The organism is Stieleria sp. JC731 (assembly GCF_020966635.1).
Taxonomy (GTDB): Bacteria; Planctomycetota; Planctomycetia; order Pirellulales; family Pirellulaceae; genus Stieleria.
Genome location: NZ_JAJKFQ010000005.1, coordinates 1,480,763 through 1,497,448, shown reverse-complemented (window position 1 = coordinate 1,497,448; position 16,686 = coordinate 1,480,763). Strand labels below are relative to the sequence as shown.

Below are 16,686 nucleotides of genomic sequence, written 5' to 3'. Positions count from 1 at the left end.
CGTTTCCTCTTCGCGTCATAAAGAATTGTCACGTCCCCTTCTCCCAAGGGGCGTAGAGCTTTTGGTGTGCTCTGCTGCAATCGATTTGCCGAGCCTTACACCACCACCAATTCTGCCTTCGTCACGCACATCGCGTGACGTTGTCGCTTCCGGACGCCCCTAGTAGGTCGTGTAGTTTGCATTTGCAGTCCGCGGGAGCATCAAGACGCCTTCATCATTTAATCGCTGCAACCCCAACGATCCGATATCGCACCGCTAACCTGGGCAGTGATTCTGCGGATCGACATGAATTATCGGGGCGTTGAGGTCAAACTGATGGGGCTTGCTGGCGTTTTCCCGGGACGTTGTATCCAGGTGAATGAGAACGTCTGGTAAACTATTGTGTTCTAACAGCATCGAAGTCCGGTCGCGCCACTTTGCGGCCACTTCTGCCCGCTCCGGGCTCCCTCCGCGTTTGCCAATTCACCTTATCTTTCTTGGAGCATCGTTGATGATCAACGTTCATGGCCATCGTTTCAAACTGCCATTGCTGGCGATGATTTTGTTCGCAGGTCTGTCGGTGCTCGGCGCGGCAGCCCCCTCGACCGCCGTTGCTCAAGACGATGCGATGGAAGAATTCGGAGATATCGCTGGCCCTGGCGAAGAACCCGCTGCGGAAGCCCCGGCGGACGAAAATGCTGGAGGTGACGCTGGTGCCGGTGCGAATGCGGCAGATGGCGGCGGAGCCAACAATGCAGGCGCCGGTGGTGGTGGCGGCGATAGTGACTCGCTTCTTGGCTGGGTGCTTCAGTCGCTCGGCTACACCTACATGATCGTTTTCTTATTGTTGTCCGTCACATTGGTTTCGCTGTTCGTCATGAACATGCTAGCCGCCCGACGAGACACGCTCTGTCCACAGGAATTAGTGGAGGCGTTCGAAGAAAAGCTAAACGCCAAGCAATTCCAAGAAGCCTACGACATGGCACGGACCGACGAATCGGTCCTCGGCCAAGTGCTCTCCGCCGGCTTGGCAAAAATTTCACGCGGCTACAACAAAGCCATCGAAGGCATGCAAGAAGTCGGCGAAGAAGAGAGCATGAAGCTAGAGCATCGCTTGTCGTACATGGCACTGATCGGAAACCTCAGCCCGATGATCGGACTGTTCGGAACGGTTCAAGGGATGATCGCATCGTTCCGAGTGATCGCGACCAGCCCTCAGACGCCAAAACCATCCGAGTTGGCCGAAGGTATCTCGACGGCGTTGTTCACGACGTTGGTCGGACTTGCGATCGCGATTCCCGCAATCGCGGCGTACAACATTCTTCGCAACCGCGTCGCGCGACTGCTACTCGAAGTCGGCGTGCAAAGCGAAAACCTCATGAGCCGGTTTGAAGACATTCAGCCCGGAGGCAACGCACAGTGAAAGTCAAATCCAAAAAGGTGGACTTGGCTGAGGGTGACCTAACACCCATGATCGACATGACGTTTCAGTTGATCGCGTTCTTCATGGTACTGATCAACTTTTCGCAAACCGAAGCGAACGAACGTGTCGTTTTGCCAAACAGCACCTTGGTGAAACCTCCAGAGAAACCGCTGGAGTTCCCAATCATTTTGCACGTCGCCAAAGATGGTGAAATCATCTTGGGTGGCGACACCTACACCACCGAAACACTCGGTGGCGGGTTACGCCGTGAACTTGCTGTCTTGCGTGCCGAAAACAAAACGGCTGCGGATGCCAATGTGATCATCCGGGGTCACCAAGACACCGCGGCCGGACAGATCCAGGAAATCATCAAAGTCGCTCAAGACGAACAGCTTGAGCAATTCGCATTGCGTGCGAAGGAGGATCGTTCCTGATGAGAATTCGTCGCGATGTCGAACAGGAAAAAAATGAACTGAACATGACCAGCATGATTGACATCGTCTTTCTGCTGCTCGTGTTCTTTGTGATGACGTTCAAGATCGTCGAGATGGAAGGTGACTTTTCCGTCCGAATGCCACTCGCTGGCGAAGGACAGTCCAGTTCCACCGACCTTGACCTGCCATACAAGCTGCGTCTTCGTGCAGATGGCAAAGGTGCCTTGGCCGCGATCGAGCTGAACGAAATCAATCTCGGAACCGATTTCGATAAGCTGCGTGCAAACATCGTTTCGTTGGTCGGAACGGATGAACCGGTCGAAGGCGAAAATGGTCCAGAGATCGAGATCGATACCGATTACAACCTGCGTTATGCACACGTGATCCAGGCCATCACCGCGGTCAGTGGCTACCGCGATGAGGGCACAGGACAAGTGATCAAGTTGATCGAAAGGATCAAGTTCGCCAAACCCCGCCGCGGTTAATCTGGAATTCAACGCCTGTCGCCGAGCTTCAATGCCCATCAATACGGCGGCAGGCCGATCGCAACACTCTCGTTCTGCCCATCTTTCCTGGGTGAGCGACAACCCAGTCCTCGCGGATTGCATTTGGGCGGGCCTGTATTTCTCCTAATGGGCCTCTGGCAATCAATTTGCCCATCGTCCCGGCGAGCGATTGCAGGTTCTCCCTCGGGCCTGGACGGATCACCCCCGTCCCCTGGCAAGACGTCTTCTTAAAGGCTACGCTCAACTAATCCGTGTCTGGCAGCGGCACCAGACGGTCCGATGAACTACCTTTGTCTTTCTAAAAAACATCAACGATGGCTCACACGATCGTAATTTTCGGTGCTTCAGGCGACTTGACCAGCCGCAAATTGATTCCAGCGCTGTACAGCTTGTTCCGCAAAGGAAAGCTTGATGAGACTCTGCGGATCGTGGGTGTCTCGCGTTCACAATTCGAACACGTCGACTTCCGAAATTCGCTTCGTACGGCAGCCGAAAAATTCGCCAAAGATCTATTCGACGCCGAAAGCTGGGAACAGTTCAGCGACCAGGTTTACTATCACGCGGGCGACATCAAAGAGGCCGAGGACTTCGGCAAGCTTGCTGACTTTCTGAATGCGATCGAAGAAGGTGAACCGGTCGGTCGGATCTATTACCTGTCGACGATGCCGCAGCTGTACCTCGAAGCGATTCAGCAACTCGGCGCCGCAGGCTTGGCAGACGACAGCGAAGGCTTCCGACGTGTCATCATCGAAAAGCCATTTGGTACCGACCTCGCTTCGGCGAAGTACCTCAACGCGCAGATCCACAAGGTCTTCCGCGAAGATCAGATCTACCGAATTGACCACTACCTCGGAAAGGAAACGGTTCAAAACGTCTTCGCACTGCGATTTGCCAATTCGATCTTCGAACCGATCTGGAATCGCAATTACGTGGACCACGTACAAATCACTTGTGCAGAAGAAGTGGTCGTCGGTCGCCGTGCAGGGTACTACGATAACGCTGGCATTTTGCGAGACATGTTCCAAAACCATATCTTGCAGCTGATGATGATCACGGCGATGGAACCGCCTGCTAAATACGATTCCAACTTGGTTCGTGATGAAAAGGTCAAGGTACTGCACAGCGTCCGTAAAATGATTGGCGGTGACTTTGCTGCCAACACAGTTCGTGGCCAATACGACGGCTACCTCAAAGAGGAAGGTGTTCCGCCGAACAGCCAAACGGAAACCTATGCGGTCCTAAAGCTCTACTGTGACAACTGGCGTTGGAAAGGCGTGCCGTTCTATCTGCGTAGCGGCAAGGGCATGTCCTGCCGTACGACTCAGATCGTGATCCAATTCCGCGAGGTGCCGCATATTCTGTTTGGGCAGAAAACTCGGTCACCGGTCGGCAACCGACTTGTAATCCAAGTGCAACCGGCCGAGGGAATTCAGCTGCACTTCGAGTCAAAAGTGCCAGAGAGCGAAATGAAAACGCGAACCAGCACGCTGGACTTCGATTTCAACGCGGCCAGCAGCGGCGGCATGCCGGATGCGTATCAACGCCTGCTGCTTGATGCCTTGCTCGGCGATGCCAGCTTGTTCGCTCGAAGCGACGAAGTCGAACTGGCTTGGGGCATTGTCGATCCGATCATGGCCGCTTGGCGAAGCCCGGCTGCCCCGGAGCTTCACAAGTACGAAACCGGTCAATGGGGTCCCAACGAATCGAACGATTGGATGGGAGACCAAAACCGAGAATGGTTCGACGTTTGCCCCGTCCTCAGTCACTAGAGCGGGGTCGCAGGAAAGTGCAAAGCGGCACTTGCCGCGAACCCGTCTTCGCGGTTATGCTTCCCATAAATGAAGGCCGCCAACAAGGGCGTCTTCGACCAGGAGGATAAGCGAATTGGCCAGCGGACTGATTCGAAATCAGTTGCCCCATTGGGGTTGTGGGTTCGAGTCCCATGTCCTCCGCTCTTGTCATGACACCTCGAAAACCATTGTGTTTTCGAGGTGTTTTTCTTTGGCACACTCGTGTGTGCCAAAATCCGTACTCCACGCTGGGTAGGATCATCGACAGCGATGCCTGAACCAAAACGTTAAGTCGGGTTACAAAGTCTGCTCGTCTTCAACGCCGGAAGGCCCGCCGTCGCCTCCGAGCAGGTTCAACTGATCCATCTTGCGACACGATTCGTCGTCGCTGAGGTGGTAGTAGTGTCTTACCATTTCGCTATCGGAATGTCCAAGCCATTCCATCACCATTCGCTCGGGAACCCGTTCGTTCGCACACCGGCTGCAGAAGTAGTGCCGAAGACTATGCAGACGCCCGTCTTCAAAAACTCTTTTGGCCGGAGACCGTTTTCGGAAATTGGTCGGACCGTGGAGTGATCACCTCGCTAACCAAAATGTTCCGAATCGCTTCGGGCTTTAACCGGCCTCCGCGCGGCCCTCTGAAAACATACGGACCATTTTGATCCAATGAATCAAAGACTGCGAGCAGGCCGTTGTGAATCGGAATGTGCCGACTACGACTGTTTTTGGTTTCACGCCTGTCGGATGCCGGCCCCGTGAACTCGCTCTTGTCAGAAATTGTCAGACGCCGTTTATCAATGCGAATGTCCGACCATTTGCGCGAAGCCAGTTCACTGATCCGCAATCCCGTGCAGGCAAGCGCGACGATGACATTGTGAAGCCAAATCAGTGTCGGCGTTGCCCGACAGTGGTTGATGATCGCGACAACCTCAAGATCGGTGTGGCAATAGGCCCGCTGGTAGTCAGCCTTGTGGAGCTTGAGTGTCAGCGGCTGGTTTGCCGCCGAAGAGAATGGCTACAAATGTTGGCACTGGTTCTCCGAGGCACAAAACGAGAGTGCCGACGGTTTGTTAGGCCGGTCTGCTCTCGAGATTGCGAGGCGATTGTGAACGGTAGATTCGAACTGCTTTGGGGTGGTTGAATGCGTTGGCATTTGCATTCAAGACTGCATCTTCGGAACCAGTAATTGTCAAAGTGCCGTTGATATGGCAGCCTGCGAGAAACATCGTTCGTTAAGTGCTGAATCTCACCCAAAAACTACCAGTTATAGTTGATGTTATGTTGCTCCTCGATTTCGGAGAGTGATTCTTGCCAGCGTTTCTTCAGCTTGAGGAATCCATAGCGATAGAAATACTGCCAGCCTTGGTCGTATCCATCCCCTCCTACAAGATAGTCGCGCTCGCCGTCTTGACCGCCTTGGAGGATGTCGTCGCCATTTTCACCGTAGAGGTAGTCGACACCTGATTCACCGTCGAGATTGTCATTGCCATCTCCGCCATACAGCAAGTCATCACCGTCGCCACCGAAGATGTAGTCATTCCCTCCTCCACTTTTAAGGATGTCGTTGCCATCGTGACCCATCAGTAGGTCGTCGCCAAGTCCACCGTAGATAGAGTCGTTTCCGCCGTCGCCGTACAGCGCATCATTGCCTTCATCGCCGTAGATCGTGTCGTCGCCATCACCTCCATAAACGGTATCGAGGCCATCGTCGCCATAGATCTCATCCTCGCCTCCCTGACCGAGCAGTAAGTCGTTGCCTATTCCACCATAGATGGAATCATTTCCATTGCCGCCGTCGATCACGTCAGCGCCTGCATAGCTCGCAACAAAATCATTGCCGTCACCCGCCAGAATCGTGTCGTCACCGTGACCACCAAAGATGACATCGTCCCCGCCGCCTGCGTCAATAAAAAGCGGTAGAGTTGCAACGAAAGCAGCGATCATGTTTGCAAGATCGTTCGCATAGATCTCAGTTGTTTCATGGCCGGTTAAATCAAAGTCAATCAGTGATTGAGAGTTTTCGCCAGTGACTTTCAGGAAGATGTCACTCACATTGAAGTCATGTCCGTGAGCCGCGACCGTATCGAATCCCTGTCCTCCATCAATTGAACCTTGGCCGGTGCCGCTCAAAACAAACCTATCGTCGCCGGCAAGACCGAACAAATTCACTGCAACCACAAAGCTATTCAGTTCAAAATAGTTGGCATTGGCATCACCAGTGAGGTCCAACGATTCGAGTCCGTTGAGCGTATAGGTCGCTTCCCCAGACACCACATTGACATTCGCGATCAAGCTCGGTGAGTTTTCGCTCGTGCTAATTTCCGCGTGGTCCTGACCTTCACCACCCAGTACATAAATGTTCGTTGGTGCGCTTCCTATCTCAAAGAAGTCATTGCCGTTTCCACCATCGAGATGAATGTCGATCACTGCATTGACGCCAAAATCGAGCGAGAACTGATCGTCGCCGCCTGCCGCCTCAACACCCAAGACTTCGATTTCATTCACGTCTGGCAAAATCACTTGCCGAACGGTTGGATCGCCCGAGTCAAGATTTTGCCACTGCACGGCAATTCGACCGTCGGGTTGGAGGGCCAAGTGGATTGCTTCCGAAGCATCGCTGAATGGATACTCATAGCGGTCACTCCCTAGCCCTCCAAAGACGCTGTCGTCTCCAAGCGTGTGAAGGATGACGTCGTCTCCGTCACCACCGATCAAATTGTCTCGATTATTGGTCCCCAAAAGGCGGTCGTTGCCGGCACCTCCATCAATGATCTCGTTTTCAATCACTTCATCGCCAAGGGTAGTCGAACCACCGACGACGTCGAGCGTGTAATTCGGTGCAATCGCTAGCGATAATCCCGCAGTTGCATCCGGATCGGGTTGAACGACTAACTTGGAAATCCAATCAACGGAAGCATCGAGTGCGAACAGTTCATCATTGCCGTCATCGGCCTTGAGGCTGTCTTTCCCTTCACCTCCAATCAGTGTGTCATTGCCGGCTCCTCCTTGAATTGAGTCGTCGCCAAGCCCGCCATACAACTCGTCATTGCCGTCACCACCGAGGATCAGATCACTTCCGGCACCGCCGTCGATGATATCATCGGACAAGCTTCCCCAAAGGAGGTCACGTCCGTCACCACCTTCAATTCTAAGTTGCACGTCGAAATAACCCTGAGCCTGAATTCGATCATTTCCACCTAATCCTTGAACGACAATCTCTCGCAGGCTCACACCTTCCACTGCATTGAACACATAGGTACTACCACCCTGCACGATGGTCACTGAGCCGTCGAAGGAGGATTGTGAGACCGTGAAGCTGTCCGCTTGTTCCGTCCCTTGGATAGTTAGCACACCGTGTTCTTGGAAGACTCGAAGTGCAGCTTGGTTTCCCCTACCGCCGAACTCAATCGCACCGGATCCCGTATCGCCCGAGTCGTATCCACCGCGTCCATCGATGACGTTATCGCCGTCGCCACCGATAAGTGCGTCCCCATTTCTTGATCCAACCAGATTGTCATCGCCATCACCACCTAGGAGGCGATCGATAATTGAATCCATTGAACTGAGTTCCCCTAGCATGGAATCGATGGCGGATTGCTCTAGGGGACTCACGAGTGGTCGAAGACCTTCCAGCAAGCTAACGAACTGACCATTCTGCTGAATGTAAGTGCTCCCATTACCTGCGTCTTCCGTGAAGTAAAGCATCAGCTCACGGAAAGCACTTACGTTAGAAGCAACATCGGGCGTGTTTGCCACGACACCCAGCAATTCATCGACGCTTTCCACCGATAAACTGGTTGTGGCCGTGTCCGGATCGATCACCGAAAAGAGAGTGTCATTGCCAGCTTCTCCAAAGAGATTGTCGAAGCCGTTGCCACCGGAGATTTGATCATCACCTTCGCCACCGTAAAGCTCATCGTTGTGACTCGCGCCAAAGATAATGTCGTTTCCATCGCCACCATAGATATGGTCGATGCCTTCACTTCCGAACAGTCGATCGTCACCGGACTCTCCGTCGATCAGACCACCGTCAAGTCCGGTACCTGCATACACGGTGTCGTCGTCCGTGCCACCGTAGATCACATCGAACCCAATACCACCATCGATTGTGTCGTTCCCACCGTCACCATAGATTGCGTCGTCACCACTTCCACCGAAGATTTGATCATCACCTTCGCCACCATAAATGACATCGTCACCTTCGCGCCCGAACAGGTAATCCGCACCGCCTCCACCGTAGATGATGTCTTTCGCGTCCGAGCCCTCGATCGTGTCATCGCCTTCTCCACCGTCGATGACCACCGCGCCAACATTTAGCGTTCCGTTGACTCTGATGTTGTCATCGCCACCAAGTCCGCTAATTCGAATCGTTTCAATATCACGTTCGAGTGCGTTGGTTGGCAAGCTGAATTGGAAATTCGCTAGAGAGCTCGTCACTCGAAACGTGCCCGGTGTATCAGCGATGGCGTCAACGGTAAGAGTATCCGAATGGTCCGTGCCGTAGATTTCAACTTGGTCTTCGTTGGAACCACCGATAAGGGTATCCGTTGAGAATGCATCGTTCAGCACGAACCAAAAGCGAATCGTGTCATCGCCCGCACCGCCGTCGAGCAGGTCGGAACCTTCGGCCCCTCGCAGTGTGTCGGCTCCTTCGTTACCGAAGAGGCTATCATCGTCAAACCCTCCGTCAAGGTCGTCATTGCCATCACCACCTTCGAGCAGGTCATTGCCAGCACCGCCGTAGATCGTGTCGTTGTCCTCATTGCCATACAGCGAATCATCACCACTGCGGCCTTCGATGTAGTCATCTCCACTGCCACCAATCAAGTAATCATTGCCGCGACCGCCGACCAGCGTGTCACTTCCTGCGTCGCCATAGAGCGTCGCGACACCGGTTGAATCCACGACGAACTGGTCATCACCTTCGCCGCCGTACAGTGTCACGTCGGAGGTGACACCGGAAACGACATTAACAAAGTCGTTTCCACTTCCCGTGTTGCCAACGATGCTGGTGACACCTTTAAAAATGCGTGAGTGTTTATCACCTTGCGGTGTTTCCAGCACTACTAAGGTGGTTTCGCCACCATCGCGGGAAGCGCCAAGGGAGCGAATCGTTATTCTTTCGTCTTCGACTGTTGGCGCAGCATCCGTTCGGCGAACAGCGTCAGGACCAACGAATAGCCGAAGCTGACCATCGACAACTTCCCCGAGCTGGGATTGATTGGCGTTAAGAAGTAGCTCCGCGTCGTCGGCCTCAAACAGAGTGCCGTCGACTAACGTGATGCGGAAGAGTTCCCAACTCATGTCGACGAGAGTCACGAAGAGCGTCTTGATCTGAATGCTTGCTTCTAAACCAGCTGCGAGACTTCCGTTGATGTTGGTAACGGCTAGTGGATTCTCTTCAACAATCGTCACCAATTCTGGAACTCGAATCCGACCGTCGTAGTTCCACTGCTCTGGCGAATCCAAGTATTCGGGCGTCCAGAGTGGTGAAAGCGTATCGGGCCAGTTGACGACTGAGACATCGGAGTCCGGCAAATCGTTCAGGTCCAGTTCGAGAGTCCCTTCGAGGAAAAGGGCGCCGCCGATGGTTGCACTGGCGACGCCAAGATCCACTCCACCGGAGACGCCACCCGTGACGCGTACGGTAAGTGAAGCTTCGGGGGCATCAGAATCCGAGTTTTCGCCAACTCCGACGTTGTTAGCTAACTCATTTTGATCGTCCATGTAGAAGCCGTTCACAAGCAGCAACGTGTTGTCTTCCAAACTTTGTTGCAAAGCCTCTTCAGACGAGAAATCTGCTACTTCGGTCAACTGGGCGATGCCGTACGCGTCGTAACCCGCGTGCAGGTCAAAGCCAAGGCCGACAGTCAACCCCGCATTCAGTTGAACCAGATTCAGCAGAGGTGCTATCGGTACCGACACGCTGCCACCAATCTCAAAAGCGCCCGTAACACCAAAGGTCATCAACTCACCTGAGGTGTCGCCCATTAAATAGCCAGCGAGAATATCGATGTCACTCAAGAACGGGAGTTCGAATGCGCCCTCAAATTCGGCACCCCATGACATCTCTCGCTCGAACTCAGCCTGGCCTTCGGGAGTTTGCAGAACATCATCCAGCTTTGGAACTAGCTTGCCGGTACGCAGGTCATCAATGTTCTTCTGTACTTCGCTTTTACGGTCCTTGATTTCATCAGGGTCGTAGTCAATCTTTTCATACTCAAGGTCAAACAACGATTGGATGTTCTCGCTGTTGAGGCCAGCAAGACCTTGGTAGTTCAAGATGGCATCCACAACGCGAACAGCGATCGCTGCGGGATCATTCGGTCCGATGCCTGCCAAGCCAAGAGCATTGATGGGCCCCCGGCCGGCCATTTCCATGACATCGCTGATCACGGGAATGGGTTCCAACACGAAATCCACGATCGGTTGCAGTGGCTTTAGATTGTCTTGAAGTCTTCGCACCAACGGATCCACAAAATCTGAGTAGATTTTGCCGACGTCGATGGCGACATCACCAAGCCCGACAGTGATTTCGTTTCCTGCCGAGGAAACCTCACCGCCTGAGAAGTTGATCAGAGTGTTGTATTCGACGCTACCCTCGGCTGTGACACCTAGATTGATCAAGTCTGTCGGCAGGTCGATGTTCGGGAAGAATGACGCTTCAATATCAAGGTAAGCGCCGCCCGAGCCAATCAACAACCCGCTAACTTCCGGGGCACCACTTGTCGCTTGCTCCACATTCAGCGTGTACGACCCAGAGTATTCAGAAACTTTGTGTTGAGATTCAGAGAAATCGGCAACGAACACACCGATGCGACCTTTACCACTATCAAAATCTTCTCGAATGCGTGCCGTGTAGTCTATCGTCAATTCATCTGTAGAAGACGTATCGAGCGAGAAGCTGCTGACGCCGTTTGCATCTTCGCTAATGACGAAGGCGAGTTCGTAGGACATGGCCAAGTTTAGGTTAACTTGTCCGTCGGTTCCCAAAAGTAGTTCGAGTTCTGGATCCGCACCAACCAACTCCAATCCGACAGCGCCAGCTTGGCTGATGGCACCGGTCAAGGTCACATCAAAGCGAATCTCGCTATCGTCATCGTCGCCGGTGACGACAATCGCCGATTCATCGATCTCCAGCGTTGTTGCAAGTTGCGTTTTCACCTCCGCGATTGTGGCGCCACTTGCAATGTCTAAGGAATAAAGCTTGTTTTGAAAGCCCGTCAAAAACTGATTTGATGTCGTTCCATCAGTGATATTCTCAGCCAGCGCGGTTCCGACGAAAGGAGCGGGGACCGAGAGGATGTCACGGTTGACCTCCGCTTGGACCCCGGCAAGAAAACCGGATTGCAGGCCCTCGTCAATAACTCCAAGATCTGCGGCGAGCAGCTCTCGTCGCTCTAGCCTCTCTAACGTCACCTTGTGGACCGTGGCTTTGCGGAGTCGGTTGCGTTTTGATGCACTTGCGAAGAGGCGACGACGCGACATTGGGTTCTCTTTTCTGGATTCGGAGCTGGTTGCTGGCGATTCTGACTACCGGGAAAAGACGTTGACCGGCACAGACAGGGAATAGCTGGCGTGCAGTTTGAAACTGATCTGTAAGAATCCAAACGCGAAACGGAGAAAGAGACCTTCACGAATTTGCAAAGAATTTTGACGAGAAATCCAACCCCGCCGAGAAACAGAGAAGCACTAAGCTCGATTTGTACGTTAGGTAACTTCATGAGCCGCGCCTCCTTTGCGCGGTGTACATTTGGTAGTCTGGGAGGTTACTGCATGGACAAGGAACGATTTCGCAAAGCGGAGTCCCTGTTTTGGGAAATTCTCCAGGCGGACGATGCAACCCTGGAGGCTTTCCCGAATACGAGCAGCGACGGTCAAACGCTTCAGCAAATCGCTGCCGCCCTTATCGCTAAGGATCGAGAACTAGAGAATTCCCAGTTCTTGGATCCTGTTCCAAAACCAGGCGGCGTCGATCGACAGGAGCACGCTCGCTAGTCCCACCGTCGTTCAAAGAGGAACGGTAGCGAATCCCTCAAAGGAGCCACTAAAAAATTTGGCCCCTCATTTAAGAAGATCGGTAGTTAAAGGTGTAGCAACGCGTTGCCAGCTAAATCAGTTCGCGATTGCGAAATTTGGCGGTAAGCAATTGCCGTGATGACCTTTCCACGATCTCATCATGAATAAAGGCGATACCCATTGTGGCTGTGCACCAAGACAGCGTGACATTGTGGCTGCATGAGGCCGCCGATGGTAAGTCAAATGCGAATCCGGTGAAGGCCCAACGGTACGGTTTGGCCATCGTTGTATTGTAGTATTCGATGAATCTTAAGATGCGTTCGGTCAGGTTCGCGTTTGATGGAAAGAAATCGAATCGAGTCGGCTTCTCGCGAGGCATGCCAAACCAAATGTCGATGGGCGCTTAAAAATAGACCACCTGTGAACGCTTGTGGTCCCTTTTGAAATTGTTGGTTGATAAACATTCGGGGAGGGGATTCCCCGGTCTATTCTTCTTTGTCGGCATCAGAGCCGGTGGGCGGTCTGGTCCCTGTGGAAGTTTTTCCGCTCGAAAGACGGTAGCTTCGGTCGCTGAATTTCTTGATTTCCGCGGACTGCAAGAACCGATCCAAGATTGCGCTCGCACTGGGGACATCATCGATCAACTTGCCCAGTCCTTCAGCGGCCGGTTGGTCGTCATCATGGTGCTTCGCATTTCGTAACGACGCATGATCGTCTCGAACAGGAACTCGCCGCTGCGTTTGTGCAACTGCTTCCTTCCCATACCATCAATGATCAGCAAGTCGGGTTTGAGGTATCGTGAGAGCCTCGCGAGTTGAGACTCAACTTTTGGACGTGGCACACTGTGCCAAAAATCCTGCCTACGGGCGAGAACACGTGACAACAACTGACATCAGACGGATTTATGCAAGTTGTTCACTGGACACGGATTACCTTCGAAAGTGCTTTACTCGCCGGTATTTACGGTACGCACCGCGGGGAGTCACATGTCCTCCGCTAAATGAAAAAAGCCTGCGACGATCGCTCGATTGTCGCGGGCTTTTTCTATTCGTGCGTCACCTGGCTTAGCTCGGTGTTCGCAAAATCTTTTCCATCGCCTTTCCCTTGGCAAGTTCGTCGATCAGCTTGTCGAGATAGCGGATCTCTCGCATCGTCGGGTCTTCGACTTCTTCAACGCGAACGCCGCAGACCACGCCTTTGATAAGTTCGCGATTCGGGTTGGGCTTGGGAGCATCGATAAAAAATGATTCGACAGTCGTTTCGTTATTCAACGTCTTCTTTAAACCCCTGGCATCGTATCCAAGCATCCATTTGATGATTTGGTCGACCTCTGCCTTGGTCCGCCCCTTTCGCTCCGCCTTCGCGACGTAAGCCGGATAAAGCGATGCAAAAGTCTTCTTGAAAATGGGGTGCGGTTTGGGAGCCATACTTTTTAACTTTAGGACGGATTAACAGTTCAGGTATCGTTCAAGGGCATCCTCACAAATGCGGTGCAGTCGCCCCCGCACCGCCCTGCAACTAGCTCGCTAGGCGAAATCCACCGGATTGATGTTCAGGGATTTTAACTTACTGCGCAGTGTCACCCTAGAAATACCTAGAATCGTGGCGGCTTTGAGTTGGTTGCCAGAAGTAAAAGAGAGCGTGCGCCGAATGATCTGATGCTCGGCCAATTTAATCGCTTCGTCGTAGAGGTTGGTTGCCCCATCCTGAAGACGTTCGTCAAGAAAGCCATCCGAAAGCACACATGATGCGGAATTCTCATTGGGGTCGGCTGTTTGACCAACCACCAATGATGGGAGGAACTCTGGCAACAAAACATGACCACGGGCTGATAGCAACGATTGCTTTATGACGCTTTCCAACTCACGTACATTACCCGGCCAGTGATATTGCTCAAGGTGCTCCAGTGCCTCCGAGGAAACGCTGCGGATTTCCTTTCCAAAATCACGGCTGTACTTCCGCAAAAAATACTCAGCTAGAACCGGTAGATCGCCGTCACGATTGCGCAGCGGCGGAAGCTCGATCGTGATCACGCTTAGACGAAAGAACAGATCGGAACGAAACAAGCCTTCGCTGACAAGCTGTTTCAGATTGTGATTCGTTGCAGCAATAATTCGGACATCAACTTTGATCGGGTCGTTGCTTCCAACACGTTCAAAGGTCTGATCCTGAAGTACGCGAAGTAGTTTTGCTTGCGTCATCGGCGACATGTCGCCAACTTCGTCAAGAAACAAAGTCCCACCGTTAACCTGCTCCAGCTTACCGATGCGTTGTCGATTCGCATCGGTAAAGGCGCCTTTCTCGTGACCAAAGATTTCGCTTTCTAGCAGTGCGTCTGGAATCGCAGCACAATTGATTGCTTGAAAAGGAGCGTTTGATCGTGAACTGTGATGATAGATCGCCTGAGCGACCACCTCCTTTCCGGTGCCGCTCTCTCCCTGCAAAAGTACAGTAATGTTTTGAGACGCGACGCGACCTATCGCCTTGTAAACCTCGTTCATAGCTTGGCAACGCCCAACGATCGCTTCGCCGACTGGGGCGTCACCAAGATCGTCGTCTGACAAAGCTGGTTGAACCCGAACCATGCGACTTAAGTTCAGCGCTTTATCAAGCAGCGAACGAACCTCGACGAGTTCGAGCGGTTTAAAAAGGTAGTCATATGCCCCAAGCTTTGTTGCTTCGATTGCGGATTCGACCGTGCCGTGCCCGGTGATAAAGATGAATGGCACACGTGAGTCAACCTCCCGCAATCGCTTGAACAGTTCGAGGCCGCTCGAATCAGGAAGACTTAAGTCAACGATCACTACATCAGGCAGCGACTCGCGAAACAATGCCTCCCCGGATTCAGCCGTACTGGCAGAGTGAACGGTCAGTCGGTCACTCGTAAATGCACGCTGGAAGGCTTTGCAAATCGAGATCTCATCATCGATAACTAATAGGCTTTGCATGGTGCGTTTGCGGAGCGTGAATCGGACTCCAGAACAATTCCCAGTCTCGGTAGGGTCAAACAAAATTCGGCTCCGCCCACAGACCGATTTTCCCCCGTCAACGTTCCGCCGTGGCTTTCGGCAATCCGTTTGCAAATGCTCAAGCCCAAGCCGACGCCTGTTGGCTTAGTCGTTGCGAAGGGTGTAAACAATCTTTGTAGTATCTCTTCGCGAATACCGCTTCCACTATCAACGACGGATATCTTGATCGAATCATCGCTGGGATCGCAGTGAATCACCAGACGACCACCCGAAGGCATCACATCGAGTGCATTTAGTGACAGATTCAACAGCAGTTGCTGAATCTGCGCCGCATCACCACGAACTTTCATCGACTCAGTGGGACATTGAATCCACAACTCGACACTCTGCTGTTGGCAACGCCCCTCGATCAATTGAGTCGTCTTTCGGATGACTTCACGGATTTCAAAATCGCAATGCAGTCCTTCCTCTGGCCGAGCGAAATCGAGCAGTCCGTTGACGCTTCGTTCCATACGGCGAATTTCATTCTCAACAAGCTCCAGATCATCCGTCGGTAGACCGGCCGATGCAAAAGCGTCACGGTTAACCTGTATCAACATCTTGATCGAAGTCAACGGATTACGAATCTCATGAGCAACCCCGGTCGCAAGTTGGGCGAGTGTCGCCATTTGCTGAGCTCGAAGGGCCTCGGTTTCTCGGGCCCGTGACAGTCGCTCGGCTTCCGACTTTTCGGCAGCGGTCAGGTCTCGCAAAATCACCACATAAAGCGGCTGAGATTCCGATGGGTATTCACTGATCGAAATTTCAACCGAAACGCTTTTCCCATGATCGCACTGCGTCACCGCGAAAAACTTGATTGGCACTTGCTGTAAATCAGCCGGGAAACCGGTGAAAAAGCTGCTTGCGTTTCTTCCGATCATAGAATTGACATCGCAATTCAACAGCCCAGTACTGGCGCGATTGCATGACCGTACGATGCCATGCTGATCAACGGTAAGAATCCCTTCGCTCGCATTCGCGACGATGGTTTCACTCCGCAGGTGTTCTTGAATCGCAATTCGACGCAACGGGCTAATGATGATCCACCACAACGCGGGTGCGCAGATCAAAGTCAGAAGGATCGCATCGATGTAGGCTTTCGCGGCATCGCCCCAGAAGACTGGGATGACATAGGGGAGAATTAACATCACACAAACTTCTGCGATGAAGACGAGCGATAACACGATGGCCAGAATTCGTGCGGGGGATCGCAGCATCGTCGACAAAGCTGAGACTCGATCTGACATTCAATCGCTGGACGGGTGTTTGTGTGGACAAACCTTGCATCTCCGACTGTTGGCAAGGTCTGCTTTTAAATTGACGGGTACGAATGCGAGGTGGAAAACGCAAATCAAACCCATCCCTGATCTCGTTGCATATCTTAGCAATCGACATGAGTCCCGCCATCGCTTGTCAAGCTCGGTGGGTATTTCCAAGACTGCACCAACGTTCCGCAACGACAGCCCCTCACAGAACAAGCAAAAATGGAAAAACTTCGCAAGTGAAAAAGAGTGTCCACCTCCCTGG

At 52.8% G+C, this 16,686-nt stretch carries 13 protein-coding genes and 1 tRNA gene; 6 read left to right on the top strand and 8 right to left on the bottom strand.

Annotated features, from left to right (window positions below; genetic code table 11):
• Positions 1 to 490: 490 nt before the first annotated feature.
• From LOC67_RS16355 to LOC67_RS16335, 5 genes are all read left to right on the top strand, one after another.
• Positions 491 to 1,402 (top strand): MotA/TolQ/ExbB proton channel family protein, encoded by a 912-nt coding sequence (locus LOC67_RS16355; protein ID WP_230263680.1) that lies wholly within the window; start codon positions 491 to 493, stop codon positions 1,400 to 1,402.
• On the top strand, positions 1,399 to 1,836 hold the full coding sequence (locus LOC67_RS16350) for an ExbD/TolR family protein (RefSeq protein WP_230263679.1): 438 nt from the start codon (positions 1,399 to 1,401) through the stop codon (positions 1,834 to 1,836). Before LOC67_RS16355 ends, LOC67_RS16350 begins: the two co-directional genes overlap by 4 nt.
• On the top strand, positions 1,836 to 2,321 hold the full coding sequence (locus LOC67_RS16345; RefSeq protein WP_230263678.1) for an ExbD/TolR family protein: 486 nt from the start codon (positions 1,836 to 1,838) through the stop codon (positions 2,319 to 2,321). The genes LOC67_RS16350 and LOC67_RS16345 overlap by 1 nt, the downstream gene beginning before the upstream one ends.
• 335 nt (positions 2,322 to 2,656) lie before the next feature.
• Complete coding sequence (gene zwf / locus LOC67_RS16340; RefSeq protein WP_230263677.1) at positions 2,657 to 4,111, top strand: glucose-6-phosphate dehydrogenase; 1,455 nt, start codon at positions 2,657 to 2,659, stop codon at positions 4,109 to 4,111.
• A 101-nt stretch (positions 4,112 to 4,212) separates the two neighbouring features.
• Positions 4,213 to 4,294 (top strand) — tRNA-Ser (locus LOC67_RS16335).
• Positions 4,295 to 4,429: 135 nt separating this feature from the next.
• On the opposite strand, the gene LOC67_RS16330 is transcribed toward LOC67_RS16335, so the two are convergent.
• The 3 genes from LOC67_RS16330 to LOC67_RS27615 all read right to left on the bottom strand — a co-directional run bounded on the left by LOC67_RS16330 (position 4,430) and on the right by LOC67_RS27615 (position 11,620).
• A complete protein-coding gene (locus LOC67_RS16330; RefSeq protein ID WP_261366970.1) occupies positions 4,430 to 4,642 on the bottom strand; it encodes a site-specific integrase in 213 nt (70 codons plus the stop codon).
• A 10-nt stretch (positions 4,643 to 4,652) separates the two neighbouring features.
• On the bottom strand, positions 4,653 to 5,051 hold the full coding sequence (locus LOC67_RS27760) for a tyrosine-type recombinase/integrase (protein WP_410001151.1): 399 nt from the start codon (positions 5,049 to 5,051) through the stop codon (positions 4,653 to 4,655).
• A 338-nt stretch (positions 5,052 to 5,389) separates the two neighbouring features.
• Positions 5,390 to 11,620 (bottom strand): calcium-binding protein, encoded by a 6,231-nt coding sequence (locus tag LOC67_RS27615; RefSeq protein ID WP_315861061.1) that lies wholly within the window; start codon positions 11,618 to 11,620, stop codon positions 5,390 to 5,392.
• Positions 11,621 to 11,908: 288 nt separating this feature from the next.
• On the opposite strand from LOC67_RS27615, the gene LOC67_RS16315 reads away from it, so the two are divergent.
• A complete protein-coding gene (locus LOC67_RS16315) occupies positions 11,909 to 12,130 on the top strand; it encodes a hypothetical protein (protein ID WP_230263675.1) in 222 nt (73 codons plus the stop codon).
• A gap of 112 nt (positions 12,131 to 12,242) precedes the next feature.
• On the opposite strand, the gene LOC67_RS16310 is transcribed toward LOC67_RS16315, so the two are convergent.
• The 5 genes from LOC67_RS16310 to LOC67_RS16295 all read right to left on the bottom strand — a co-directional run bounded on the left by LOC67_RS16310 (position 12,243) and on the right by LOC67_RS16295 (position 16,406).
• Entirely contained in the window at positions 12,243 to 12,530 is a 288-nt protein-coding gene (locus LOC67_RS16310; protein ID WP_230263674.1) for a hypothetical protein, read from the bottom strand.
• Between the two features lie 261 nt (positions 12,531 to 12,791).
• Positions 12,792 to 12,914 carry an ATP-binding protein gene (locus tag LOC67_RS27755; protein ID WP_410001150.1) on the bottom strand — a complete coding sequence of 41 codons (123 nt, stop codon included), beginning with the start codon at positions 12,912 to 12,914 and terminating at the stop codon, positions 12,792 to 12,794.
• 301 nt (positions 12,915 to 13,215) lie between these two features.
• Entirely contained in the window at positions 13,216 to 13,578 is a 363-nt protein-coding gene (locus LOC67_RS16305) for a DUF2200 domain-containing protein (protein WP_230263673.1), read from the bottom strand.
• A gap of 99 nt (positions 13,579 to 13,677) precedes the next feature.
• Complete coding sequence (locus tag LOC67_RS16300; RefSeq protein WP_230263672.1) at positions 13,678 to 15,099, bottom strand: sigma-54-dependent transcriptional regulator; 1,422 nt, start codon at positions 15,097 to 15,099, stop codon at positions 13,678 to 13,680.
• The gene (locus tag LOC67_RS16295; RefSeq protein ID WP_230263671.1) at positions 15,084 to 16,406 is read right to left on the bottom strand and encodes a sensor histidine kinase; all 1,323 of its coding nucleotides are present in this window, start codon (positions 16,404 to 16,406) and stop codon (positions 15,084 to 15,086) included. The genes LOC67_RS16300 and LOC67_RS16295 overlap by 16 nt, the downstream gene beginning before the upstream one ends.
• Between the last annotated feature and the right edge of the window lie 280 nt (positions 16,407 to 16,686).